Annotated in this window: 22 protein-coding genes and 3 pseudogenes; 16 read left to right on the forward strand and 9 right to left on the reverse strand. The window is 65.0% G+C overall.

Annotated elements, in window-relative coordinates; genetic code table 11:
- Positions 1 to 699: 699 nt before the first annotated feature.
- Both ABZ909_RS37725 and ABZ909_RS37730 read right to left on the reverse strand, forming a co-directional pair.
- On the reverse strand, positions 700 to 1029 hold the full coding sequence (locus ABZ909_RS37725; protein WP_357009973.1) for a hypothetical protein: 330 nt from the start codon (positions 1027 to 1029) through the stop codon (positions 700 to 702).
- 157 nt (positions 1030 to 1186) lie between these two features.
- Positions 1187 to 1477 carry a hypothetical protein gene (locus tag ABZ909_RS37730; RefSeq protein WP_357009976.1) on the reverse strand — a complete coding sequence of 97 codons (291 nt, stop codon included), beginning with the start codon at positions 1475 to 1477 and terminating at the stop codon, positions 1187 to 1189.
- A gap of 63 nt (positions 1478 to 1540) precedes the next feature.
- Here ABZ909_RS37730 and ABZ909_RS37735 point away from each other — a divergent pair, with 63 nt between their 5' ends.
- Entirely contained in the window at positions 1541 to 2281 is a 741-nt protein-coding gene (locus tag ABZ909_RS37735) for a hypothetical protein (protein ID WP_357009979.1), read from the forward strand.
- A gap of 76 nt (positions 2282 to 2357) precedes the next feature.
- On the opposite strand, the gene ABZ909_RS37740 is transcribed toward ABZ909_RS37735, so the two are convergent.
- Positions 2358 to 2636 (reverse strand): hypothetical protein, encoded by a 279-nt coding sequence (locus ABZ909_RS37740; protein WP_357009982.1) that lies wholly within the window; start codon positions 2634 to 2636, stop codon positions 2358 to 2360.
- 284 nt (positions 2637 to 2920) lie between these two features.
- Between ABZ909_RS37740 and ABZ909_RS37745 the strand changes: the two genes are divergently transcribed.
- The 4 genes from ABZ909_RS37745 (at position 2921) to ABZ909_RS37760 (ending at position 8089) form a co-directional block, all read left to right on the forward strand.
- Positions 2921 to 3250 (forward strand): hypothetical protein, encoded by a 330-nt coding sequence (locus ABZ909_RS37745; protein WP_357009985.1) that lies wholly within the window; start codon positions 2921 to 2923, stop codon positions 3248 to 3250.
- 703 nt (positions 3251 to 3953) lie between these two features.
- Positions 3954 to 4424, forward strand: a complete 471-nt coding sequence (locus ABZ909_RS37750; protein WP_357009988.1) for a ricin-type beta-trefoil lectin domain protein — start codon at positions 3954 to 3956, stop codon at positions 4422 to 4424.
- A 621-nt stretch (positions 4425 to 5045) separates the two neighbouring features.
- Positions 5046 to 5882, forward strand: a complete 837-nt coding sequence (locus ABZ909_RS37755) for a pentapeptide repeat-containing protein (protein ID WP_357009991.1) — start codon at positions 5046 to 5048, stop codon at positions 5880 to 5882.
- Between the two features lie 569 nt (positions 5883 to 6451).
- Positions 6452 to 8089 carry an FAD-dependent monooxygenase gene (locus ABZ909_RS37760; protein WP_357009994.1) on the forward strand — a complete coding sequence of 546 codons (1638 nt, stop codon included), beginning with the start codon at positions 6452 to 6454 and terminating at the stop codon, positions 8087 to 8089.
- Here ABZ909_RS37760 and ABZ909_RS37765 read toward each other — a convergent pair.
- Positions 8072 to 9286 (reverse strand): helix-turn-helix domain-containing protein, encoded by a 1215-nt coding sequence (locus ABZ909_RS37765; protein WP_357009997.1) that lies wholly within the window; start codon positions 9284 to 9286, stop codon positions 8072 to 8074. The two genes, ABZ909_RS37760 and ABZ909_RS37765, sit on opposite strands and share 18 nt — an antisense overlap.
- A gap of 315 nt (positions 9287 to 9601) precedes the next feature.
- Between ABZ909_RS37765 and ABZ909_RS37770 the strand changes: the two genes are divergently transcribed.
- A complete protein-coding gene (locus ABZ909_RS37770) occupies positions 9602 to 10141 on the forward strand; it encodes a DinB family protein (RefSeq protein WP_357010000.1) in 540 nt (179 codons plus the stop codon).
- A gap of 42 nt (positions 10142 to 10183) precedes the next feature.
- Here the strand turns inward: ABZ909_RS37770 and ABZ909_RS37775 are convergent, their stop codons facing one another.
- A complete protein-coding gene (locus tag ABZ909_RS37775; protein ID WP_357010002.1) occupies positions 10184 to 10897 on the reverse strand; it encodes a cation transporter in 714 nt (237 codons plus the stop codon).
- Positions 10897 to 11226, reverse strand: coding sequence for a metalloregulator ArsR/SmtB family transcription factor (locus ABZ909_RS37780; protein ID WP_357010005.1), 330 nt, complete (start codon positions 11224 to 11226; stop codon positions 10897 to 10899). Before ABZ909_RS37780 ends, ABZ909_RS37775 begins: the two co-directional genes overlap by 1 nt.
- A gap of 378 nt (positions 11227 to 11604) precedes the next feature.
- Between ABZ909_RS37780 and ABZ909_RS37785 the strand changes: the two genes are divergently transcribed.
- The 5 genes from ABZ909_RS37785 to ABZ909_RS37805 all read left to right on the forward strand — a co-directional run bounded on the left by ABZ909_RS37785 (position 11605) and on the right by ABZ909_RS37805 (position 15485).
- Positions 11605 to 11970, forward strand: coding sequence for a hypothetical protein (locus ABZ909_RS37785; RefSeq protein WP_357010008.1), 366 nt, complete (start codon positions 11605 to 11607; stop codon positions 11968 to 11970).
- 198 nt (positions 11971 to 12168) lie between these two features.
- On the forward strand, positions 12169 to 12753 hold the full coding sequence (locus ABZ909_RS37790) for a recombinase family protein (RefSeq protein WP_357010011.1): 585 nt from the start codon (positions 12169 to 12171) through the stop codon (positions 12751 to 12753).
- A gap of 67 nt (positions 12754 to 12820) precedes the next feature.
- On the forward strand, positions 12821 to 14242 hold the full coding sequence (locus tag ABZ909_RS37795) for a Mu transposase C-terminal domain-containing protein (RefSeq protein ID WP_357010014.1): 1422 nt from the start codon (positions 12821 to 12823) through the stop codon (positions 14240 to 14242).
- 4 nt (positions 14243 to 14246) lie between these two features.
- Positions 14247 to 15056 carry an AAA family ATPase gene (locus ABZ909_RS37800; RefSeq protein ID WP_357010017.1) on the forward strand — a complete coding sequence of 270 codons (810 nt, stop codon included), beginning with the start codon at positions 14247 to 14249 and terminating at the stop codon, positions 15054 to 15056.
- Between the two features lie 141 nt (positions 15057 to 15197).
- The gene (locus ABZ909_RS37805) at positions 15198 to 15485 is read left to right on the forward strand and encodes a hypothetical protein (RefSeq protein ID WP_357010020.1); all 288 of its coding nucleotides are present in this window, start codon (positions 15198 to 15200) and stop codon (positions 15483 to 15485) included.
- A gap of 98 nt (positions 15486 to 15583) precedes the next feature.
- Here ABZ909_RS37805 and ABZ909_RS37810 read toward each other — a convergent pair whose 3' ends face one another.
- A complete protein-coding gene (locus tag ABZ909_RS37810; RefSeq protein WP_357010184.1) occupies positions 15584 to 16861 on the reverse strand; it encodes a phosphomannomutase/phosphoglucomutase in 1278 nt (425 codons plus the stop codon).
- A 224-nt stretch (positions 16862 to 17085) separates the two neighbouring features.
- Here ABZ909_RS37810 and proS point away from each other — a divergent pair.
- Positions 17086 to 18527, forward strand: a pseudogene (gene proS, locus ABZ909_RS37815) (proline--tRNA ligase).
- A 16-nt stretch (positions 18528 to 18543) separates the two neighbouring features.
- On the opposite strand, the pseudogene ABZ909_RS37820 reads toward proS, so the two are convergent.
- Positions 18544 to 19379 (reverse strand): annotated as a pseudogene (locus tag ABZ909_RS37820) (aldehyde dehydrogenase family protein).
- Here ABZ909_RS37820 and ABZ909_RS37825 point away from each other — a divergent pair.
- From ABZ909_RS37825 to ABZ909_RS37835, 3 genes and pseudogenes are all read left to right on the forward strand, one after another.
- Positions 19367 to 19615, forward strand: coding sequence for a hypothetical protein (locus ABZ909_RS37825; RefSeq protein WP_357010023.1), 249 nt, complete (start codon positions 19367 to 19369; stop codon positions 19613 to 19615). The pseudogene ABZ909_RS37820 and the gene ABZ909_RS37825 sit on opposite strands and share 13 nt — an antisense overlap.
- 205 nt (positions 19616 to 19820) lie before the next feature.
- Complete coding sequence (locus tag ABZ909_RS37830) at positions 19821 to 20222, forward strand: UbiX family flavin prenyltransferase (protein ID WP_357010026.1); 402 nt, start codon at positions 19821 to 19823, stop codon at positions 20220 to 20222.
- 77 nt (positions 20223 to 20299) lie between these two features.
- Positions 20300 to 20377 (forward strand): annotated as a pseudogene (locus tag ABZ909_RS37835) (hypothetical protein); the annotation flags it as partial.
- Between the two features lie 78 nt (positions 20378 to 20455).
- Here the strand turns inward: ABZ909_RS37835 and ABZ909_RS37840 are convergent.
- The gene (locus ABZ909_RS37840) at positions 20456 to 20950 is read right to left on the reverse strand and encodes a helix-turn-helix domain-containing protein (RefSeq protein WP_357010029.1); all 495 of its coding nucleotides are present in this window, start codon (positions 20948 to 20950) and stop codon (positions 20456 to 20458) included.
- A gap of 107 nt (positions 20951 to 21057) precedes the next feature.
- On the opposite strand from ABZ909_RS37840, the gene ABZ909_RS37845 reads away from it, so the two are divergent.
- Complete coding sequence (locus tag ABZ909_RS37845) at positions 21058 to 21306, forward strand: hypothetical protein (RefSeq protein ID WP_357010032.1); 249 nt, start codon at positions 21058 to 21060, stop codon at positions 21304 to 21306.
- Positions 21307 to 21376: the final 70 nt, after the last annotated feature.

The following is a 21376-nucleotide window of genomic DNA, read 5'->3' on the forward strand; positions in this document are numbered from 1 at the left end:
GCAACACTCAACGTCACGCTCAGAACATCCGATCTCGCCCATATCGTCAGAGAACTACTGGGTCACCATGTCTCACGCGAGTCTGGCAGATAGGGGTCCGCCAATTGGCGTGCCCGGTGGACAGCAGTAGCCACTGGCGGTCTACGAGGTCTTTCAAATCCTTCGGCGGGGTCTTGCCTCGTTCCCACAGCAGGCAGTGCGGCCCACACTGCGGGCAGACGGTCTGTGTGCGGCGCCGTGGCATCGGATGCCCTGCGCCAGTGTGTGATTCAGCCACTGAAGCTGTTTCCCATCTGTCGGTGTTGCGAAGATGGGAAGAACGCTATGCAGGGGCTTCTCCGGTGTTGCAGATCCTTGTTTTCCCTGCTCACAAGCATTTTCGATAATGGTGTGCGTGAAGCCCGCTGCCCCGAGGTCATGCAGGAAAGTCTTTCGCCAGACCCCATGACATCGCTATGTCATGACCCGGCCATCTGTGGACATTTCCCGGACATCTCCCGCCATACACCAGCCGCCTGACAGGTGTTGCAATCGGCAGGCGTCGACGAGGCCGCGAGCTCACGGCGTCCTCTGACGTTTCGACGAAGAAGGTTCAATCGCCACGGGATTGGCGGAACTCGTCGACCCGGAACACGCGGGGCGGCATCTTCGCGCAACGCTGAGACGCGCACCTTTCGCAGACACCATTCGTCGAGAGTCTCAGGGTGCTGCGAAGTGGCCCCCACCCTCATCGGACAGTCTGTGCAGCACCCGCTCGACGCTGGCCGGGTCACGCCCGGTGAGCGCGGCGAGCTGATCGACCAGCCACGGCCCGCACCCATGTAGACGGAAGGCGTCCAGCACCGCCCGCATAGTGAGCAGATCGCGGCTGTCGTCGAGCATCTGCTCCAGATCAGGCAGTGACTTCGCCAGCACGTCCTGAGCGTCCGGATCGTCGTTGAGCGCCAGCTCGGTCTTCGCGAACGCCACCAGCTCGTCGAGCCGGTCGGTTACTTCCGCGAGAATCCGCAGACGCTCCTCCTCGTCCATGACTTCCATTCTCGACCGGTCAACCCACGCCGTCGCCGAGCCAAGGCCGCGAGCTCGTCGAACCCGGCTATTCGAACCCGCACTACCTGCCTGACCAGCGCAATGTCCGGTTTTGCACACGAAAATGAGGCGTCCTCCGGCCCAAGGGCGGGGCTTGCTACCCGTAGTTGGGGTTGTCGCCGAACAGCGGCAGCTGTCGTGAGGTGGAGGGTCCGCCGAGTTTGCGCAGGCATCGAGCGCAGGTGACCTCCGACCGCGTCGGTTCCAGCACGGTCGGGGACCAGCCCGCGACACCGGTGCGGCACAACAGTTCCGGGACTTCTTCGCCCTCGACCCACTGGCCGAGGCTGACCGCGTGCACGGTGCGCCCGCGCCGGACGACCGCGTGCACGCCCGGGTCGCCGAACACCGCCCGGGCAGCGGAAGCCAGCGGCGCGATATCGGTCATAGGGCCAACGATAGAAACAGCGGCTGACAACCATAAGAGTTCGTCAACGTACCCGTTGACGCAATGCTGCGCGTCAACGGGTACGTTGACATGATGGAACTCAGCTATTCCGACCGCCGACTCGCCCGCGAACGCCTCGACCGCCACCTGCGGGAAAGCGCGCGAGCTCTCGCCACCGACTGGGACCGTGTCACCTCCGTCGACTTGTCCGCGGCGGCGTCGAGGGACTCCAGGGCCGCCAACACGCGAGCGCTGAGCGGCTTGCCCGTGGATGCGACGGCACTCGAGATCGCCACCGCATTGCAGCTGTTGCTCGCCCTGCGTCACGACGTCGATCTCCTGGAAGACGGACTCATCAAAGCGGCTCTCGATCGCGGCATGAGCTGGGAGCAGCTCGGGGTGGCCTACGGCAAGACCACGCGCCAGGCCATGCACCAGCACGCGAAACGGCTCGACACCCGGATCCGCGAAGACACCGCAGACGACGTCTACAGCCTCCCGCTGATGGCCGCCGACGACACCGCCGAGCGCGACTGGTTCATCCGTGCTCGCATCCGTCTGCTGGCCGACGCGAGCACCGGCGGCGCCGGTAGCCGCCGAACAGCCCCCGCAGGCGAGGTCCTGGAGATGGTGATGCACGGCCCCGCCGGCACGGTGGTCGACACCGAGGTCTGGCAGACCGACGAACCCGTACTGGACGCTCTGCTCACCCCGGCGGACAACGTCGTCGTGCTGGAAATCCTTGAAGAGGTTTCCCCCTGGTATGACCGCAACCTCGGTATCACCGCTGCCGACCCTGCGTGACTGTCCGGCACAGTGCGGGCCTGCAGTTCGAGGGGCTGAGACCTCCAGTGGCGCTGAAGGTCTCAGCGTCGTGCGATCAGCAGGACGTCTGGAACGGGAAACACGGCTGTGGTGGGGTCGTCGCCTGCGCGGGTGCGACGGTCGAGATGACCACGGTCGTGTTGACCGGCGTGGCGGCCGATCCCATGTGGGTGAGGGTCAGCACGACCAGCAGCAATGCCACACCACCCGCGATCACCGCGAATGCCCACAGGATCGGGATGGGCGAGGCACTGCGGTAGCTGTGGACATACATCGACGTGTAGCGCCCCCGCCTGGGCGCGCGTCGATCGGTGAAGCGGCCGTACCCGCTCACGTAACCCCCGCCCCTTTTTCCCCCGCGAGAGTGCCGCCGCACAGCTTCAAACCCCATGAACCGCAGTATGACCCGAGAGTCCGACACGATCGGACCGGTCAGCAAGATGTTCTTCGCGGACTCCGCGAGCGGTGTCCGCACGTGGTTGGGGACAGGAGCAACCTCACGCCGGCACACCGGGTCCTACCCGGGGTAGTGGCGCACGACGATCCGCCCGCGATCGGAACCCGAGTGTCGATCCCGTGCTCCACCATGGAGGGCACCGTCCAGAGAGGGGCCCGACGTTGAATTCGCTGCGCTACGACATGCTCATCCTCACGACCAGTGATGATGGAAAACCCGACGGCGAAGTGGAACTGGCCTTCTCCGTCGACGGGATAGCCTTGCCACGAGTTGGCGATGACCTCTACTTCACTGCAGCCGACGGCCTCGTTGTCGAGGTGACAAAGGTCGAACACTGGTTCAACCCGAACGCCCCCGACGTAACCCAACACCGCTCGATCACGGTCGTCGCGAACGCACACTGGTCGAGCCGTGAAGTGGTCCAGAAGCTGAAGGACCCTGCAGCACTCAAGGTGTGGCTCGCGGAGTTCCCCTGGCTGAGAGAGCGATAGCCCACACACCGTGTGTACGCGTGTATGGGGTCCTGGTAGTAATCGCGCGGAAAACAACGACAATGGCTTGACCAGCAGCGATGGCAGGTGGGCGGTTCCGATTCGATGGGGCTACACGCGCGCCGTGGGGCCGCTGACGATGCGGTCGAATCCTTGTGCGGCACTGCTGAATCGAAGGGGTGCATGGTGTTGTACCCCTCTTCGACGAAGTGGGTGAGCCCTTGCTCATGGTGCCGGAACCTACCCGGGCCATAGCTGGCCCATTTGGGCTCATTTGGGCTCATTTGGGGTCCATTTCGCACGACCAAGCCTCACAGTCCGCAACGGGTGCGCACCAGGGCATCTGACCCCGCAAGTTGCCCCCCAACTTGCGGGGTTCATCTTGCGGGGCAGGGTGCCTGGCAGCCGTTCGGAAAACGATGATCAGCCGCTTGTGAATGGGCGGGTCAGTTGGCCTCAGGGATGGCGATTGGCAGAACGACGAGGCCTGACATTGTCGAGTGAGATCGAGCGGGCCGCGTGCATGAGCTTGTTAAGGATCTTGAAAGCTGGCCTGCATACTTTCGCTTCGCGTCGGACGGAAGATGTTCGGCTACAACGGAAGTCGCTCCGTGATGTTGGGTGCGACGCGGAGGGGAACGATATGAAGAAGTCGCTTGCTAGTCGAGTGGGTCAGTCGACGCAGCGGGGGAGTCGACAGCCGGTGCGATTGCTAGGGGCAGGAGGCGCACTGGCCGCCGCGGCAATGATGATCTGCGCGCCGTCGGCCTCGGCGGCGAGTATGACGCTGGTCAATGGGCTCGTTCAGGGCATGTGTCTGGATGCGCAGACGATGGACGGTGTCACATTGACGGGGGTCGCTCAAGTCATTACCTGCAACAGTGGGCCCGCGCAGCAGTGGATCAACGGATCCGCCAACAGTCTGCGAAACGGCCTCAACCCGGGTATGTGCCTCGACGCGCAGACAATGGACGGCATCTCCCTGACCGGAGTCGCTCAAGTCATCCCGTGCAACGGCGGCCTCGTACAAGAGTGGTTCACCGGCCCCGGCAACACTCTGCACAATGGCCTCGACGGAGCCATGTGCCTGGACGGCCAAACCCTCGAGGGCAGAACCCTCACGAGCGTCGTTCAGGTCATCCCGTGCAACGGTGGACCCGCGCAGCAGTGGTGACCGCGTACCCAGCGCTGGTCGACCTTCTGCAGGAGTGAGTTCAGCGTCGATCCGAGCTTAAGTTCTTGAGTCAGCTTCACAGGACTGTTCGGAAAACGATGGTGGGCCGAACGCAAGCACCGCTGCTCCGTTTCTGGTGTTCGCGCAGGTCGGGGTGTTCGGAAACCCGTTCGTCGCGTGACGTCTCGGTCGCCGGGGATGTCTACCTTGTCGATGTCCACCTGGTGGTGCGCAGACCGTCGGGTGGGTATGGCGTAGCTGCTGGTCAGGCGGGTGGAGTCCCGGCCTCTCGTGGGGTATGCGGCCACCCGACACGGTCGCCGGCATCGGTACCGCCACACCCCACGCCCGCAGCGTCTACACAGCAAATACCGGGCGAGAAGCGCGCCGAGGCGGATCATCGACACCAACACCAGCCGGGCTTCGGAAGGGGTAGGTCGGATGAAAGCCGAGGGAGGACCGACCGCACGGCGGCGACAGCGGCTGGTCGCGGGCCGGGGCCGATCACTGCGCCAGCCCGCCCCCCAGGCATCTTCCACCCCTCCGGAACCCACGTCGCCACCAGAACATGTGGCGCCACAGCAGGATCCGCCATCGGGCTCCAGCCCGTGGTGGGCGAAGGTGACCACCCTGGCAACCGCGGCCGGCACACTGCTGGCGGCCGGGGCGGCGACCGGAGCCCTGTGGTTCACCGGGCAGTCACTGCGCGCGACCAACGCCCAGCTCGGAATGTCCCAGCAGACAGCAGTCACAGACCGCTTCCGACTAGCCGCCGAACAACTCGCCTCGGACAAGATCAACATAAAGCTCTCCGGCATCTACCTGCTCGAACGACTGGCCAAAGACTCCCCGCCCGATCACGCGACCGTCTACGCAGTCCTTGCGGCATTCGTCCGAACCCAGGCCCCCGTAACCAGCTGTGACACACAACAAGCCGCGCCAATCGACATCCAGGCCGCCTTGACTGCAATCGGCGATCAGGACACGCAGGCTTGGCTAGAAGGCAAAACAGATCTCAACCGGACTTGCCTCGCCAGTGCGGACCTGGTCCGCGCGGACTTGAACCACGCCGACCTGTTCGGCGCGAACCTGTTCGGCGCGGACCTGACCAACGCCAACCTCACCAAGGCCAACCTCACCGACGCCAAACTGGAATACACGAGCCTGCCATTCACTGGCCTGGCATACACGAGCCTGGTCCGCGCGAACCTGTCCAACGCCTACCTGACCAACGCCGACCTGACCAAGGCCGACCTGTTCGGCGCGAACCTCACCGACGCCAACCTGGAATACGCCAACCTCACCGACGCCAACCTCACCGACGCCAACCTGAACCACGCCAACCTCACCGGCGCCAACCTGAACCACGCCAACCTCACCGGCGCCAACCTCACCGGGATTGAATATGGCGAAAGGACGCAATGGCCGAGAGGCTTCACGCCTCCTCCATCGCGCTAACGCACTGTGCGAGGTGTTGAGAATCGATCGGTTCCCAACACCACGGCGCCCGAACAGGAATCGGCCGGATTGGGGTTCGGATGCCGTGTCGAAAGTAGCGAAGTCGGGGTGCGTAGGTGTGCCGGGCCGCGAGCTCGTCGGCGCCCACGACTCGAACCTGCGGCCTACCCCGATTTCGAGCGGTTTTTACTATCGAGAAGTCCCATACTCGATAGTTACCGACGCTCAGGGCTTCCGTGGCCCCTCGGGACATGTCCCCGCCCGGCCTGCGGACGGATGGAAGGCAGACCGGGCGGGGGTGTGAACATCTCAACCAGTAGGTACCCGACCATGGCCGCGGTTGGAGTGGGCCGTGGTCGGATGACCACTGATCATCGTAGGTGCGCGACTGCGTGCCGGCCCCCGCCACGCCGCGACGGAAGGGTCCCGGCCGGTTCGCACATGTCCGCTTGGGGCCCCTCAAACCGATATCCCGGGACGCCCGTAAATGGACTCCACTCAAGACCCCTGAACAAACGTCCTTTTAGCATCTCAGCCGTCGGGGTAATCGATAGCCAGACCGGCTATGGATGGAGAATAATCTTATGAAAGTAACCGAGACGGAGGTCTTGATTGTCGGATCCGGCGGTAGCGGACTGGTCGTAGCGACCTGTCTTGCTCAAATGGGAGTATCCTGCCGAATCATCGAGAAACGGGCACAACCTTTCGCTGGAAGCCGCGGGAAGGGACTACTCCCTCGAGCGCTTGAATATTTGGACAACATGGGCGTGCTCAATGAGGTTCGTACCGAGGCGGAATGGTGCGAGGCAACCCCACTGAACAGCATATTCTACAATGGCGAACTGATCGGGGCCTCCATGGCGATGGGGCCTTGTACAAGTGAAAACCCCTATTTTGTAACGGCGATCGTGCCACAATGGCACACCGAAGGTACGCTGCGCAAGTGTCTGTCGAGTCTCGGTGTCGAGGTAGAATGGTCGACGGAGTTTCTTGGGTTTGACCAGCGGGAGGGCGGAGGGTCGGCCGTAGTTCGCGGGCCGGACGGAGAAACCCAATCGATCCATTATGCGATACTTGTTGGTTGCGATGGCGCACACAGCGCAGTCCGAAAATCGCTGGGCATCAACTACGTCGGCGGTGTTGTTCCGGACGCAAACTGGCTCGTCGGTGATATCGAAATCGATGGACTGGAGCTTCCCGAACCGAAGACAGGGGCCAATGGATACGGCTGGGTTACGAAAAATGGAGCCCTGTTTGTGCGACGCTTCGCACACGGTGATAACTGGCAGTTCCAGGCGCAGATTCAAGCGGACGAGAGCGGCGCTCTTCCATCGCCGACACTCGACACTCTGCAGCAGATACTGGAAGAACGCAGTGAACGAACCGATATCCGAGTGAAGGAAGTCGGTGCCTGGCTCAACACGTTTGCCGTGAAAGTCGGCTATGCCGAAAAAATCCGGTCAGGTCGAGTCTTCCTCGCCGGCGAAGCCGCCCACGTACAGCCTGGAGGCGGCCTGTGCTCTGCTATCTACGACAGCACCAATCTGGCATGGAAGATTGGCACCGTGATGAAGGGTGGGCCTGTATGGCTACTCGACACTTACGAAGACGAGCGCGGTCGCAGCGTTCGCGAGGAAATCGAGACGGTTCGAGCACTGCTGTACAAGGCGACCGGGCTGGAATCTGCGAGTCAAGCTGATTCGGAGCCGGATCCTCATCAGATGCTCAACGCACTAAACGACCCTGAAACGGCTCACCAAATGTCGGGTCTGATGATTTCCTATCGACAGAGCCCGCTGTCGCTGAGCTGGGAAGATGCCATGAATGGGGGCGTCCTCGCGGGTGATCGCGCACCGGATGCGCCCTGTTTGGATTCATCGACCGGCGAGACAACCACTCTCTTCGATGTCTATCGCGGACATCATTGGACCCTTCTCGGGTTCGGTCCCCAGGGGGCCGAATTGATTAATAACTGTCAGGTGCCTGAATTTATCGATGTCAGAACTCGATCCATACTCAAACAAAGAGTTTTAGATGGGGTGCACGCCGCCCTGGCCGACACCAAAGGTCACGCCCACGATGCCTTCGCTGTTACCGACAACGCGATCGTTCTCATAAGGCCCGACAACCACATCGGTATGATCGCACGATCCGCCGATATGACGGCATTGAACAACTACTTCGGTCGCCTACAACGTGCGGTTTGACGTAATCCATCGACATGCGCTGACCTTCGCCGACGATGGCTGGGCGACACGCCGTTTCAGGATGCGAGCAGGCACGGACGCTGTCGGATATCGGATTGCATGTGGGGCTGTCGTTTTGGGGTACACCCCAGCACCACAACCGCGACCGCGGCTCTTTCGAACGTCCGCTATTGCCGAATGCCGCGCGGTTCGAGGAGGGCCCGCGCGGCGCGACAGTATCAACCGGGGCTCGGAGAAAAACTGGTCATGCACGGGCGCGAGACCGAGTTCGGTTCTAGCGGCCTCGATGAACCGCTGGAATGCCTCATGCGCTAGGCGGCGGGCCTGGTCCCAGTCCTGAGTGGCGTCGAACGCTCCCGTGGCGACCCCATAGAACAGGTCGGTTTGCGCTTGGTCGAGGAACATCGCCGCAGACACCACTTCGGGTGACCCGTGCAACCAAACCGCTGACAACGCACCAACCCAGGACGGAAGGTTGTCCATCCGTATCCGGTCAACCTCGGTCTGGAGGTTCTCTGGCTTCGGATCCATGAGAGCGAGTATCGCCTCGTACAGGACCTGTTCGGCGTAGCGGAATTTTTCAAGGTGAATGAGACCATCTGGTGTGTTATGCCGCTTGGGTTTGCTGGTCCTCCTGTTCGGGTTGGTTGATCCACGCGGCGGTGGGCAGGTCGATGATCTTCGGGGCGAGGGTGGCGCCGCCGAATCGGTGCGGGTGGCGGGCGCGCCTTCGGCGCGCAGTGCCTCGGTCAGCGAATCCAGCGTCCAGCACGACGGTGACCCATCCTGCTCGGCTTCCAGAGCGCCATCGGATCGCCGCGTCAACCGCCCCGGCGGCGTGGTGGCGACCAAGGACACGATACGACTGCGCTCGGTCTCGGTCAGGCGAGGTTTACGCCCCGACCCCGGCCGATCGCCCAGCCCCTCCAGGCCGTGAGTATTGAACCGGTGCAAGCGTTCTCGCACTGTCTGTGGATGACAACCCAACTCCTGTGCAATCACCGCGGTGGACTTACCGTCCCAGCTCGCCGTGATCATCTGCGCCCGGCGGATCCAATCCGCCGGGGCATGCCGTGCCCCAGCCAGCTTGCGAATCTGCCTCTCCTCCAACGCATTCCACGGAGACCGCGCAACCAACACCTTCGGCAGAACCCACCCCACTACATCCGAACCAGCAAGACCGACAACAAAATACATGATCTTTAAGGAACACAGCACTAGTACGCCAACCTGGGGGCGCGCTCGGCCTCGGTTCGGAAGTCGGAAGAGGCGAGCGCTCGGATCCAAGACTTGACCGAAACCCACTGAAACGCACCGCATTGCCGCGTACCGCGCTGATCAAACCGGCCAGCGCGGGGCATCGGAAGACCAACTGGCCGTGCCGATCCGAGGCCGGCGGAACGTCCGCAACTGCCGAGTTTGGGATATCTGGCGTCAGGTACTTGACTGCCGGTCGGAGCGGGCGACCATCGATGTATGGGTGCGGGATGCGCGTCGGGATCGAGGTGTCACATGGCGCAACCTGTTGAACGAGATGCCTTGGCGGCGGATCTCGAACGCGCCCGCGTCGATTTTCATCGTCTATTGGCTGTGACCGGTGAGGGCGAGTGGGCGGCCCCGTCGAGCGGGACACGGTGGACTAACGAGGAATTGCTGTTCCATATGGTGTTCGGCTACATGATCGTTCAGAAGCTGCTGGTGCTGTTCCGGGTCTTCGGGAGGCTGCCGTCGGATGTGGGTCGTGCGCACGCCCGGATGCTCGATGCGGCGACCGGGCCGTTCGATTGGATCAACTTCCACGGCACTCGGGTGGCGGCACGGGTCTACAACCGGCACAGGATGGGCGCGAAGATGGATCGAGTCATTGCCTCGCTCCAGCGCTCACTGCAGCGCGAGAGCGATGCGAACTTCGCTCGCGCGATGGCCTACCCCGCGCGGTGGGATCCGTATTTCCGCGACAGCATGCCCCTGGCCGCCATCTACACCTACCCCGGTCAGCACTACGACCACCACCGAAACCAGCTGACCATCACAGCAATACGTGAGAACTAGCCTCTCGTGGCCGCCCACTCGCGCCGGGTGGCCTGCGATCGTTCAGTCGCAGCAGGCACAATCATGGTCGGCGGCTTCGGGTTTCGTGCCGAGTGCGGTCGGGGACGGGCAGCAGGTGTCGCCGCGCCAGGCGTTGATGCCTTCTTTGACCGCGATCGCGGCGATCACCAGCGCGGCGATCGGGTCGGCCCACGACCAGCCGAACAGGCTGTTGAGCAGCAAGCCGACCAGCAGCACCGCCGAGAGATAGGTGCACAGCAGGGTCTGTTTGGAATCGGCCACCGCCGAAGCGGATCCGAGTTCACGCCCGGCGCGGCGCTGCGCCCACGACAGCACCGGCATCACCGCCAGACTGACCGCGGCCAAACCGATCCCGATCGGGGAATGATGCGCTTCTCCTGTGCCGGTGAGCCCGCGGATCGCGTCCACGGTGACGTAGGCGGCCAGGGCGAAGAACGAGAACGCGATGATCCGCAGCGCGGTCCGTTCCCGCTGCTGGGGGTCACGCCCGGCGAACTGCCAGGCCACCGCGGCGGCCGAGGACACCTCGATCACCGAGTCCAGCCCGAACCCGATCAGCGCGGTCGAGGAGGCGCGGGTGCCCTCGGACAGGGCGATGATCGCTTCGAGGACGTTGTAGCTGATCGTGGCCGCCACGAACCAGCGGATCCGCCGCCCCAGCAACACACGCCGCGCAGGTGAGGGGCCGAGCGTGATCGCGGACGGTGTCGACGGCATCCCCAGTGACTGCGACATCAGCAGCACCCTTCGGTTCCGGAGTCCGGGCAGCAGGCCGGATCGACGGCCAGCACCAGCCCGGTCAGATCGTCCAGCGCCCGCCCGATCCGCGCGTCGGCCAGCTCGTAACGGGCCCGCCGCCCTTCCGGCACTGCCACTACCAGCCCGCAACCCCGAAGACACGCAAGGTGATTCGACAGGATCTGGCGCGAGACCCCGATCTGCTCGGCCAGATCCGACGGATAAGCCGGTGCGTCGCGCAGGCTCAGCAGGATCTGGGTTCGCGTCGGGTCCGACAAGGCGTGCCCGAACCGGGCGAGCGCGTCGCGATGCAGCAGGGTGTCCACGAGCCAGATAGTACAGCGAGATCTGTATTCAGGAAAAGATGAACCTATTGTGGGGGTGTGGGAACGCGCTGTCATGCCGCTGAGTCGTCGGCTTGGGATGGTCGGCCGCCTCTCTGGAAGGCCGACGCAAGGAGATCACTCGGCCTGCGGAACGCACATCTACTCGACGACTCGGTCAAAGCAGGGTTGTGGCTCAAGTCCGCGGATGTCGGGAAACGTGTTTCGCGGCGGGCTGGCCGGACTGTATGTAGGGCTGTCGTTTTGGGGTAGACCCCAGCGCCACACTCTGACGTAGGCCGAAAAGTGTTGATCTAGGGTCTGTGACTCGCGGCGGAAAGTGGCGGTGTTCTCGCGCGGTCAGCTGGCGCCGATGGCGAGATGGCCGCCGCACTCGGCGATGATCGGCATATGACAACTGCTCAACCACCTCGGTGGCAGCTCGGCTGGAAACGGGCTCTGAAAGCGATCGCCGCTGTCGCGATTACCATCGTGTGGGGCTTTGCCGGCCTGGTCCTGGTCACGATCAACGCGTTTTCCGCCGGCTGCGACGTCAGGGCGACATGGACCAGCCCCCAAACGGCCGACCATGCCACCGGGGTCATCGTCATCGGACTTATCTGGGTTGCCCCCTTCATCATCGCCGCCGTGCTACGCCGCACTCGGCTGACGCTGGTCCTGGTCGGCGTCGCAGTCGTGGTGACGATCCTTGCCGTATCCAAGAGCGGCTGCGTGGGTTTCGCCTGAACCTGGCCACCCCCTCTTGGGCCAGTTCACTTGGGACAGGGGCGGGCTCGACCGCAATCGAGCCATCCGAGCTCGTCAAGGTAACGAACGTTCACGAGACACCCTCGGCGGCAACACGTTTGCGCAGGCCGGTTGTGTAAAGGTTGCCGTGTACGCGGCAATGTCAACCTGTCGGGGGTTGGCGATACGCTGCGCCGCATGCGAATCGGCTACGGGCGCGTCTTGACGCGCGATCAGCACCCCGAAGCACAACATGACGCGCTCACCGCGGCCGGATGCGAGACGATCTTCGTGGACAAGGCATCCGGCAAGCTCGCGACCCGGCCCGAGCTGGACAAGGCGTTGCTGTCGGCCAACCGTGCCGGTGATCAGCTGGTGGTCACCAAGCTGGACCGGCTCGGCCGCTCCCTCGAACACCTGATCGACCTATCGAAGACCCTGGAATCGCGCGGTGTCGATCTGATCGTGCTCGATCAGAAGATCGACACCTCCACCGCGCTGGGCCGGATGTTCTTCCAGATCCTCGGCGCCATCGCCGAATTCGAGCACGCCCTGATGAGCGAACGCACCCGCGACGGCCTGGCCGCCGCCCGCGCCCGGGGCCGCACCGGCGGCCAGAAACCCAAACTCGGGCCGCGGCAGGTGCAGCTGGCGCAGCAGATGTACGACGAGCTCGATCAGGCCGGCAAACGTCGCTACACCGTCACGCAGATCGCCGCCGAATTCGGCGTCACCCGTCCGACGATCTACCGGCATCTGTCTGACACAGGCGCGACAATGTGAACCAGCGCACGCGAAGTCGCGTGTGTGCGGAAGCGGGTGAGCCGTGACGGGTAGCGGGTTGACCGGGTTGACCGAGACCGACCGGTGGCTGGCGATGAGCCGGTTCGAGGTGCTGCGGCCGCACCTCGAAGACGATATGCCGCTCACCAGCACCGCTGCTGAGGCCGGTGTGCCGTTGCGAACTGCGCAGCGGTGGCTACACCGCTACCGGGCCTCGGGTCTGGTCGGGCTCGCCCCGACCCGCCGCAAATCCACGGGCCGGCGCAGCGAGCCGGAGCTGGTGCGGCTGATCGAGGGAATGGCACTACGCCGGCCGCGCCCGTCGCTGGCGGTGATCACCCGCCGCGCAGCCCGCGCCGCCGCACAACAAGGGTGGGTTCCGGTGTCCTACACCACCGTCCGCTCCATCGTCACCGCTCTCGACCCGGCCATGCTCACCCTGGCTCACGACGGTGCCGCAGCCTTCCGCGACACCTACGAGCTGGTGTACCGCCGCCGCGCCGAGCGCCCGAACGCGATGTGGCAGGCCGATCACACCCAGCTCGACATCCTCATCACCGAGGCCGGCAAACACAGACGCCCCTGGCTGACGGTGGTACTCGACGACTGCTCCCGCGCGGTGTCCGGCTACACCGTGAACCTCGGCGCGCCATCGGCGATGAACACGTCCCTCGCATTGCGGCAGGCGATCTGGACCAAACCCGATCCGGCCTGGCCGATGTGCGGGATCCCCGAGATCCTCTACGTCGACCACGGCAGCGACTTCATCAGCGACCACCTCGCCCAGGTCGCGGCCGATCTGAAGTTCCAGATCGTGCACTCGACCGTGGCGCGGCCCCAGGGCCGTGGGAAAGTGGAGCGGCTGTTCGGCAGCATCAACACCGAACTGCTCACCGAGCTGCCCGGCCACCTCGTTCACGGCAAACCCGTCACCGCGCCGGCGATGTCGCTGCGCCAGCTCGACGAGGCGATCGGCCGTTTCGTCACCGGCGTCTACCACCCGAGGATTCACTCCGAGATTGGCGAGTCGCCCCAGCATGCCTGGGTCGCCGACGGATGGCTGCCGCGCATGCCCGAGGATCTGGAACAACTCGACCTGCTGCTGGTCACGGTCGCTACACCGCGCGTCGTGCACCGTGACGGTATCCACTTCCAGGGCCTGCGTTACCTGCATCCCACCCTGGCCGCCTATGTCCGCGAACCGGTCACCGTCCGCTACGACCCCCGCGACATCACCGAAATCCGCGTCTTCCACAAAAACCGGTTCCTGTGCAAGGCCGTCAGCCCCGACCACACTGGAGACACCATCGGGCTCAAGGACATCCAGGCCGCCCGCCGCGCTTACCGGCGCCGGCTGCGTGAGCAGATCAATGAACGCATCCCTGTGGTCACCGACTACCTCCCCACGCAGGAACCCGCACCCGCGCCGCCGGAACCGGCCCCGGCCCCTGCGCCCCGGCCGCGGTTACGCGCCTACCAGGAGGACTGAACTAATGCCGCCGCCACGGAACTGGCCGTTCATCGCCACCAAGGAACACCGCCGATTCGTCGAGTTCGCCGACACCGTCAAACGCGACCGCACCATCGGAATCTGCTATGGCCCAGCAGGAATCGGGAAAACCCTATCCGCCTCCCGCTATGCCCGCTGGGACAAAGCAGGACACCTGCTACGCACCTGGGGCCCCCGCGAAGACTCCGACAAGGACGTCTACGCCACGCTGGCCCGCTCACGCACCGTGTTCTACACACCCACCGTCGCCGCGACCCTGCGCGAGTTGCGCGACGATCTCAAACTGCTCTACAACCGGGTCAACATCTGCATCGACCAGCACCTGCACACCGGCAGCCCCGCGTACCGGATGCCCGACTACATCGAACTGCTCGTCATCGACGAATCCGAACGCCTGACCTCCAACGCCGTCGAGCACCTGCGCGACCAATACGACCGCGGAGACCACGGGCTGTTGTTCATCGGCATGCCCGGGATCGAGAAAACCTTCTCCCGCTACCCGCAGCTCTACAGCCGCGTCGGCTTCGCCCACCACTACCGGCCCCTCACCGGCGAAGAACTCACCTTCGTCCTGACCCGGCACTGGCACAAACTCGGCCTCGATCTGGACCCCGACGACTTCACCGACGCCCAAGCCATCGCCGCCGTCGCCCGCATCACCGGCGGCAACTTCCGGCTCCTGCAACGACTGTTCGCCCAAATCCACCGCATCATGAAAATCAACGAACTCCACACCATCACCGCCGACGTCGTCGAAACCGCCCGCAGCACCCTCGTCATCGGCACGACCTGACCGCAGCCCCGATGCGCCACTTGACGACGCGAGAACACCGCCACTTTCCGCCGCGAGTCACAGCTCTACCTGGTCACCACCAATGGCACCCTCGCCTGCCTGGATGTCAGCGAGTCCGCCATCGGCAAGGCCGAGCAGGGTGTGCTCCCACAGACGCTTTCCATCAAGGCGCCCGAAATCCCGGCCGTGACACCCAGCGCCACCGTGGAACTGACCGCCGACGCCGGTGACGGCATCGTGGTGGAGTGCGTCCAGGAGGGCGACGCCCTGCGTGTACACGTGGTCTCGCCTGGTTACCAGCGTGGCTGGAATGTGCAGTTCCCCCGCCAGATTCGCCAGGCCGGCACCCACTACGTGGTCGACGCCGTCACCGAATCGGCGCGCGGCGGCTTCTACCGTGTGCGCGGCGACATCCGCCGCCTGGGCTGATTTCGTCCGGGACCGGGGGTTCCGGTAGTGATCGCACGAACAACAGGCCGGTGGTCCGACACCCGTAGTCGGCCACAGGCCACGCCGGGCCCGATTGGTCAGCTTCGGACCAGCGCCAGCACGTCATCCCGAATTCGAACCATGGTCTCGGCATCCGGGGCTTCCACGTTCAGCCGTAACAGCGGTTCTGTGTTGGAGGGCCGCAGGTTGAACCAGGCCCCACCGTCGAGCTGCACTGTCAGGCCGTCGAGCCGATCGGTTTCCGCGCCCTGGAAGTGCTTTTCGATCGTGGCCAGGGTTTCGGCGGCGTCGGCCACTTCGGAGTTGATTTCGCCGCTGGCCACGTAGCGGTTGTAGTCGGCCACCAGTGCCGATAGAGGTCGGTCGGTGGTGCCGAGCGCGGCGAGGACATGCATAGCGGCCAGCATCCCGGTATCGGCCCGCCAGAAGTCGCGGAAGTAGTAGTGCCCTGAGTGTTCGCCGCCGAACACCGCATCCTGTTCGACCATAAGCGATTTCATGAAGGTGTGGCCCACCCGTGTCCGCGCGGGCGTGCCGCCGTGCTCGGTGATGATCTCCGGCACCGCGCGGGAGGTGATCGCGTTGTAGACGATCGCCGCGCCCGGCGACTTGGCGAGTTCGCGCGTTGCGATCAGGGCGACGATGGCCGACGGCGGCACCGGGTCGCCGTTTTCGTCCACGACGAAACAGCGGTCTGCGTCCCCGTCGAACGCCAGGCCGATATCCGCGCCGACCTCACGGACCTTGCGTTGCAGGTCAACAAGATTCGCGGGATCGAGGGGGTTCGCTTCATGGTTGGGGAATGTGCCGTCGAGCTCGAAATACATCGGAACGACCTCGAGGGGCAGCCCGTCGAAGACGCGCGGCACCATGTAGCCGCCCATGCCGTTGGCGGCGTCCACGGTGACGCGCAGCGGCCTGATTCCGGACAGGTCCACCAGTTCACGCAGATAGGCTGCGTATTCGGGGGCTAGGCCGCGGCGGGTGATCGTGCCGGGCGTGCCGGTGAAGGGCGGGATGCCAGCTTCGAGGGTCGTGCGGATCTCGGCAAGCCCGGTGTCTTGGCCGACGGGTGCCGCGCCGGGTTTGCACAGCTTGATTCCGTTGTAGCGGGCCGGATTATGGCTGGCCGTGATGACAGCACCGGCCACGTCCAGATGCCCGGCCGCGTAGTAGACCAGGTCGGTTGAGCCGAGGCCGCAGTAGATCACGTCCTGGCCTTGGCTGGTGACGCCATCGGCGAAGGCCATCGCGAACGGTTCGGACGATGGCCGCATGTCGTGCACGATCGCGACCGAGGTTCCGACCAGTCGTGCAAAGGCCACGCCGACATCGCGTTTGGACAGGTCCCGCATGTGATGTCCCCTCGTCGGAATTCCGGTCAGCAGGAAGAGAAAACTACCCCCGCGCGAGTCACCCGAGGTGAAGACCATGAATCGCACAGGAAGAGTAATGAGTGCTTGCCGGACGGATTCGACGCGAACAGGCAGCCGCCATGGCCGGAGCTGAACAAGTTCGCGCCGAGGGCGCCTGCATAACGACGTGAGCTGCGTCACCGGTGTCGTTTAGCCTTGCTGGCATGGCACGGGATGAGCGCGGTGTGACCGCGCAGCAGAGCGAGGATTTTTCTGCCTGGTACAACGAGGTCGTCGCGAAAGCCGGCCTTGTCGATCACGGCCCGGCCAAGGGCACCATGGTAATTCGACCGTACGGATACGGCATCTGGGAGCTGCTGCGCGATGAGCTCGACGCCCGGATCAAGGCCACCGGTCACCAGAACGCGTATTTCCCGATGCTGATCCCGCAGTCCTACCTGGAGCGTGAAGCCGACCACGTCGAAGGGTTCAGCCCCGAGTTGGCGGTGGTCACTCACGCTGGCGGCAAGGAGTTGGAAGAGCCTTTGATCGTGCGGCCGACATCGGAAACCATCATTGGGGAGATGATGGCCAAATGGGTTTCGTCGTGGCGGGATCTGCCGCTGCTGCTGAACCAGTGGGCCAACGTGGTGCGGTGGGAGTTGCGGCCGCGAATGTTCCTGCGCACCACGGAATTCCTGTGGCAGGAAGGTCACACGGCGCACGCCAGCGAGGAGCAGGCGCGTGAGGAGATGATGCTCGCGCTCGGCATCTACGCCCAGGTCGCTCGTGACTTCGCCGCGATGCCGGTCGTTGCGGGTGAGAAGACCCCCGGCGAACGGTTCGCTGGTGCGGTGTCGACGGTGACGATCGAGTCGATGATGCGCGACGGCAAGGCGTTGCAGGCCGGGACAGCCACTACATGGGCGTCAATTTCGCGAAGGCCTTCGGGATCCGGTTCTCGGCGGAGTCGGGGCAGCAGGAGCTCGCTCACACCACGTCCTGGGGGATGAGTACCCGCATGCTGGGCGGGGTGATCATGACCCACGGCGACGACAAGGGCTTGGTGCTCCCGCCCCGGTTGGCTCCGTATCAGGTGGTGATCGTGCCGATCACTCGCGGCACCGACACCACGGTGGTCCCGGCCGCGTGGGAGCTGGCCGAGCGGCTGCGGGCGGCCGGGGTGCGGGTGCATGTCGATGACCGTGATCAGTTGAGCCCGGGCTGGAAGTTCAACGAGTGGGAGTTGCGGGGCGTCCCGGTCCGGCTGGAGCTGGGTCCGAGGGACTTGGCCCAGGGCAGCGCGGTCCTGGTGCGCCGCATCGGCGACGCTGGCAAGGAGACCGTCCAGCTCGACACCGTGGCCGAGCAGATCCCGGGGATCTTGCAGGAGATGCAGGACCAGTTGCTCGCCCGCGCCAGCGAGTTCCGGGCCACCCGCACAGCGACAGTGGATGACTGGGCCGAGTTCGAGCGGGCCGTCACCGACGGGTGGGCGCGTGCGCTGCACTGCGGGCGGCCCGAATGCGAGGACGAGATCAAGGCCGTCACCGCCGCGACACCGCGTTGCGTGCCGCACGACGGTGCCGCGGAGGATGGCCGGTGCGTGCGGTGCGACGCACCGGCCACCTACGGCAAACGGGTGATCTTCTCCCGCGCCTACTGACCGTTGAGGGTGTGGATCACCTGGTGAGCGTGATCCACGTCGTCTTCGTCTCGGAGTACTTGTCGAGTGCGGCAAGGCTTTTCGTGCGTCCGGACCCGGCCTGGCCACGGTCCCCGGCCGGGACTGTGAGGTCGTCGGTTTCGAATCCGTTGACCCACACGGTCGCAACCGGCAGTTGCGCCGACAACCGCAGCGCGGTGTCGAGGTTCGCCGTCCACACCGATGCGGCGATGCCGGTGGCGAACGAGCCTGCGAGTTCGACTGCGGTGCCGGGGCCGTCGACGTCGATCACGCTGGTGACTGGTCCGAACACCTCATCGACCACGATCGGGTGCCGGGGCGGGACTCCGGTCAGCAAGGTCGGGGCCAGATAGCCGCCGCCGGGCGTCGGTGGCGTCGACATCGGGCTACCGCAGCGCAGGCGCGCGCCGTCCGCGCACGCCTGCTCGATTCGGCGGGCGACCGTGGCGGCGGCGTCGGTGTTGATCATCGGCCCGATGTCGGTGTCCCAGTCATAGGGGTCGCCGACCACGAGGCGGCCCATCGCCGTTTCGACCGCCTCGGTCAGATCGGTGCTGATGGCCCGGTCGGCGAGGATGAGGCTGACGCCGGTGCACATCTGCCGGCATTGAATGTCGCACCCCACACCAGAGTTCGGGCGACCTGGTCGAGGTTGACCGCATCGGCGCAGACGATCGCCGTCGATTTCCCGCCCAGCTCGAACCACGCCCTGGTGCGGGTCGGTGCGGTATACCGGCGGAACGCCCGTCCCGTCGTCGGTGACCCGATCACCGTGACCACGTCGATGCCGGGCCGCCGACGCCGGACTGGCGGCGGTCGTGTCGGAGGCATCCGGGTGGTCCCTCGAGCAGGTGGCCGCCGCCGCCCCGAACGGACGACAGATCATGCAAGTCCATGCCAGCGGCGACATCGGTGAGTTCCTGGTCGCAGGGCTCTGGGACAGGGGCGAGTTGTTCGTCGGCACCGCGGTGGGCGCGGCCACCGAGCCCGGCACCTACCGTGGTGGTGGGCTGGCCTTCGAGACCGCCCGGACCACGCTGGTGGCGCGGCGGGGAGCACGCCGGTGACCGCCGCATATCAATACATGACGTGTTCAGTTCCCCGCGCGGCGTGAACTGTCCTATGCGCGGTCGCGCCCGCGCGGCGACGCTGGGGTGGTGTCGGAAACAAGGGCCGGACAGCCACCGCGGCTGGTGATCGGCATCAGCGGGGCGACCGGGATCGCCCCGGGCAGCAGACCCGCGTCTACGAGACGGAACCGTCCGCAAGGCGATGGCGGACGTGGTGTACCGGCCGGCCGACATCGGGGCGGCCATCGCGTCGGGGTCATTCCGGACGGCGGGAATGCTGGTGGCGCCGTGCTCGATCCGCACGCTGTCGGCGATCGCCTACTGCAACGGCGACAACCTGCTCACCCGGGCGGCGGACGTGACGCTCAAGGAGCGCCGCCGGCTGGTGCTGCTGGTGCGCGAAACCCCGCTCACCCTGGGGCATTTGCGGGCGATGACCGCGGTCACCGAGATGGGTGGCGTCGTGATGCCGCCGGTGCCCGCGTTCTACCTGCGTCCCGACACCATCGAGGAACTGGTCGACCACACCGTCGGCCGCGCCCTCGACCTGCTGGGCATCGATATACCGGACCTGGTCCGCTGGGGCGAGGACCCGAGCGACTGAAAGAGAGCAGCTGTAAAGCATCTGAAGAGCCTGCGAGATCTTCTCACCGAGCTGGAACGGATCGGCGAGGTGCAGACATCGACCACGAGGTCGACTGGGACCTGGAGATCGGTGCGGTCATCCGGCGATCCTATGATCTGCGAGCCCCGGCACCGCTTTTCACCAGTCACCGGATATGGCGACAGCGGATTCCGGGTGCTGGGCGCGTCCGGTGCGTTCAGCGGCCCCGAGCATCAGCTGGCCCGGATCATCATGGCCCTCGGGCTGCCGGCCCACGCGCACGGCCAGGAGTTGATGGAGGCGCTGGTCGCGGCCCGGAGCAAGCCGGGCATCCCGCCGGTGGAGGTGCCTCGCGAAACGGCGCCCTGCAAGCAGACACCATCGAGCGCAGCAGGGTCAGCAGGATCTCGTTGCCCGGCGGGTACTTCCACAGCTCCACGAACCGGCGCGCGATCCGCTCGCCCAGCGAATCCGGTTCGGCCGCACCGAGATCCGGCAGTTCCAGGTCGATGTATGTCCAGGGCCGCGTCGAACAGGCCGTCCTTGCTGCCGGAGTAGCGCATCACCATCGACGGATCGATGCCGGCATCGGCGGCGATCGCGCGGATGGTCGCCTTGTGGAAGCCGTCCTCGGCGAAGCGGCGGCGCGCCGCCTCCAGGATCGCCGTGCGGGTGGCGTCGGACCGGCGCTGGGTCGTTTCCGCTGGCAGGGTCGTTTGGGATGTCATGCCAACAAATGTAGGCCAACAAATGTTGACATGCCAATGCGACCGTCTTATCATTGATGCCAACAGGCGTTGGCCAACAGATGTTGGCAGTAGCTCGAGGAGTTGTCATGAGCACCGTTCCCGCCATCGCTTCCGTCGTGATCGCCGGCGCCCCGGAGGAACTGCTGGACACCTACGAGACGGACCGGCGCCCGGTGGCGCTCGGAGTGGTGGCGTTCACCGACCGGATGACCCGGATGGCAACCCTGCGCACGCTGCCGGCCCGGCTGCTGCGCGACGCCGTACTCAGCTCGGTCACGATCGCGGCCGTGCGGCAGCAGCTGGCCTTCCGGCTCGCCGAGCTCGCCAACCGCTGACCCGGGATCGGTCCCCATCGCCGTCCCGGCGCAGGCCGGGATCCACAGCCCTGCATCACCGATTCACCCA

It is taken from the genome of Nocardia sp. NPDC046763 (assembly GCF_040645495.1).
Taxonomy (GTDB): domain Bacteria; phylum Actinomycetota; class Actinomycetes; order Mycobacteriales; family Mycobacteriaceae; genus Nocardia.

What these genes read in the sequence shown, in the direction of transcription:
- ABZ909_RS37800 (WP_357010017.1), top strand. Translation starts at nt 14,247, where the DNA reads ATGCCGCCGCCACGGAACTGGCCGTTCATCGCCACCAAGGAACACCGC.
- ABZ909_RS37810 (WP_357010184.1), bottom strand. Translation starts at nt 16,861, where the DNA reads ATGCGGGACCTGTCCAAACGCGATGTCGGCGTGGCCTTTGCACGACTG.
- ABZ909_RS37790 (WP_357010011.1), top strand. Translation starts at nt 12,169, where the DNA reads ATGCGAATCGGCTACGGGCGCGTCTTGACGCGCGATCAGCACCCCGAA.
- ABZ909_RS37760 (WP_357009994.1), top strand. Translation starts at nt 6,452, where the DNA reads ATGGAGAATAATCTTATGAAAGTAACCGAGACGGAGGTCTTGATTGTC.
- ABZ909_RS37730 (WP_357009976.1), bottom strand. Translation starts at nt 1,477, where the DNA reads ATGACCGATATCGCGCCGCTGGCTTCCGCTGCCCGGGCGGTGTTCGGC.
- ABZ909_RS37840 (WP_357010029.1), bottom strand. Translation starts at nt 20,950, where the DNA reads ATGACATCCCAAACGACCCTGCCAGCGGAAACGACCCAGCGCCGGTCC.
- ABZ909_RS37830 (WP_357010026.1), top strand. Translation starts at nt 19,821, where the DNA reads ATGGCGGACGTGGTGTACCGGCCGGCCGACATCGGGGCGGCCATCGCG.
- ABZ909_RS37785 (WP_357010008.1), top strand. Translation starts at nt 11,605, where the DNA reads ATGGCCGCCGCACTCGGCGATGATCGGCATATGACAACTGCTCAACCA.
- ABZ909_RS37770 (WP_357010000.1), top strand. Translation starts at nt 9,602, where the DNA reads ATGGCGCAACCTGTTGAACGAGATGCCTTGGCGGCGGATCTCGAACGC.
- ABZ909_RS37725 (WP_357009973.1), bottom strand. Translation starts at nt 1,029, where the DNA reads ATGGACGAGGAGGAGCGTCTGCGGATTCTCGCGGAAGTAACCGACCGG.
- ABZ909_RS37775 (WP_357010002.1), bottom strand. Translation starts at nt 10,897, where the DNA reads ATGTCGCAGTCACTGGGGATGCCGTCGACACCGTCCGCGATCACGCTC.
- ABZ909_RS37845 (WP_357010032.1), top strand. Translation starts at nt 21,058, where the DNA reads ATGAGCACCGTTCCCGCCATCGCTTCCGTCGTGATCGCCGGCGCCCCG.
- ABZ909_RS37765 (WP_357009997.1), bottom strand. Translation starts at nt 9,286, where the DNA reads ATGTATTTTGTTGTCGGTCTTGCTGGTTCGGATGTAGTGGGGTGGGTT.
- ABZ909_RS37735 (WP_357009979.1), top strand. Translation starts at nt 1,541, where the DNA reads ATGCTGCGCGTCAACGGGTACGTTGACATGATGGAACTCAGCTATTCC.